Here is a 2,067-nt window from a genome sequence, read left to right on the forward strand (position 1 = left end):
TGCAACCCATTCAACAACAAGTTATTGAAGCACTCCAAACACTCTCTCCTGCTGAACAACAAGAGGTTTTGGACTTTGCAGAGTTTCTCAACAGCAAACGGCAAAGACTATCATCCACGAACATCGAACCAGTAAAATCTTTTTTAGAAACAGCCCAAGCCTATATTGGTGCAGGTATAGGTCCCGGAGATCTCTCTACTAATCCTGAGTACATGGAAGGGTATGGTGCTTAATGCGTCAACAAATTCTCCTTGATACTGGTGCTCTTGTAGCACTCATTGATCGTCGGGATCACTATCACTCTTGGGTAAAAACAGAACTTGCCACAATCGAACCTCCACTACTTTCTTGTGAAGCAGTTATTTCAGAAGCATGGTTCTTATTGCAGCGCGTGAGCAACGGGCGAGAAACTTTAATTGGATTACTCAAGAGTCAGCAAATTTTGGTTGCTTTTCAGTTTAATGAGGAAATTGAGTCAATAACTTCGCTATTAACCCGATATCTTTCTGTTCCCATTTCCTTAGCTGATGCAAGTCTGGTACGAATGGCAGAGCTGTATCCACAGAGCGAAGTCTTGACCCTAGACAGTGACTTCCTTATCTATCGAAAGCACAAGAATCAACCTATTCCAGTCATTATGCCGAGTGCTTGACACTGTTACAAGTTCCACAAAGGTAAACACTATGGAGAGCGATCGCCCCTGTAGGGCAATGCTTTTCTTCCCCACACACATCACTCATCATCCTGCAAATACAAACCACTACTATCAGTTGGTCTGGCATGTAGGTACATTTCAGTGATAGCAACTGAGCTGTGACCTAGAGTTTTTTGCAGCAAGTGAATAGGTGCTCCTCTATCTAGACTATGAGAAGCATGGCTATGCCTTAACCAATGTGGTGATACATTACCTTCCAACCCAGCACGTTTGGCAGCATCTTTTACAATGTGAAATACCATACTTCGGCATAAATGTCCACCTTTACTGGAAACAAACACTGGATCATCCTTACGGGCATTATTCTTTAATTCAAGGAGACTTCGCCATATACCAGCACCAACTAAGACGGTTCTTGTTTTCTCACCTTTACCAAACACTGTTATTTGCCCAGCATCACCACGTGGCTTGAGGTCACGCCATTTTAGGGCGCATAATTCTGATACGCGCAAACCAGCAAAGTAGAGTAAACGGATCAGGGTGCGATCGCGCTCGTTGGTCGTGTTGCCGATCACCCGTTGCACTTCATCTTCAGTTAAAATTCGTTCTGCCAATCTATTACGAGCCGATGGGGTTTTAACCAGTATTCCCAAATTAGAAGATATTACCCCTAACTCTTTAGCGAAGGAAAACAAGCTTTTAATTGCTCCCACCGCCACACGCTTAGAATTATCCTTTCCCCCAAGTGTCATTGTCCACATTTGAATGTCCATTAAAGTGACATCGCTTAAAGGCTTGTACTCGATATGACGACTGAAGCGTTCTGCATAGCGACGATACCCATCAACCGTGTTGGGGCTTTTGCCGTGTAACCAAAGGTCAATGAGTTCGGAGTTAGTTAGGGTAGCCGGGGAATTCAACATCTATTGGCAGACGGCAAAAAGTTGAATAAAGGCATGTTTAAAAACAGTCAGCCAAAAGACAAGGTATATTTTATACATTTTGCCATCTACCTCCTACTAAATCATTCAACATAGGGCTTTCTTATGTTGAATGCTTCTTCATTAAACCTTACTATGAGGACATTTGCGCTTCATAGGGGGGGGGGAAATTTATTTCACTGGATGATAAAGTTTATCCCTAGTGTCATAGCGCCACGCTACCTTTCTTCGCGCTGGCGACACCTTGAGAATTTTTGGTGAGAGCGAATTACAAAATAAAAGGCGATCGCCTGAAAACATACCTGATTTTATTCAGTGCAAGAAATACGTTTTTTTTCTTGCACTCATTCAAAAAGAAAGTAGGCTGGATGCTATTAATTTGAACTCCTTTGAGAAATCTCCCTGCTGCTCGAACATTTTCCTTATTGTGCGATCGCGCTCATTGGAAGGCTAACTGTGGAGCCTCAATTT

3 protein-coding genes are annotated in these 2,067 nt (G+C 42.9%); 2 read left to right on the top strand and 1 reads right to left on the bottom strand.

Annotated features, from left to right (window positions below; translation table 11 throughout):
* On the top strand, positions 1–233 hold a 233-nt coding region (locus tag G4P69_RS37310), incomplete at its 5' end, for a DUF2281 domain-containing protein (RefSeq protein ID WP_243903181.1).
* Complete coding sequence (locus G4P69_RS37315) at positions 233–652, top strand: type II toxin-antitoxin system VapC family toxin (RefSeq protein ID WP_208344421.1); 420 nt, start codon at positions 233–235, stop codon at positions 650–652. The genes G4P69_RS37310 and G4P69_RS37315, both read left to right, overlap by 1 nt.
* An 80-nt stretch (positions 653–732) precedes the next feature.
* On the opposite strand, the gene G4P69_RS37320 is transcribed toward G4P69_RS37315, so the two are convergent.
* Positions 733–1,578, bottom strand: a complete 846-nt coding sequence (locus G4P69_RS37320) for a tyrosine-type recombinase/integrase (protein ID WP_208344420.1) — start codon at positions 1,576–1,578, stop codon at positions 733–735.
* Positions 1,579–2,067: the final 489 nt, after the last annotated feature.

Source organism: Aetokthonos hydrillicola CCALA 1050 (genome assembly GCF_017591665.1).
Taxonomy (GTDB): domain Bacteria; phylum Cyanobacteriota; class Cyanobacteriia; order Cyanobacteriales; family Nostocaceae; genus Aetokthonos; species Aetokthonos hydrillicola.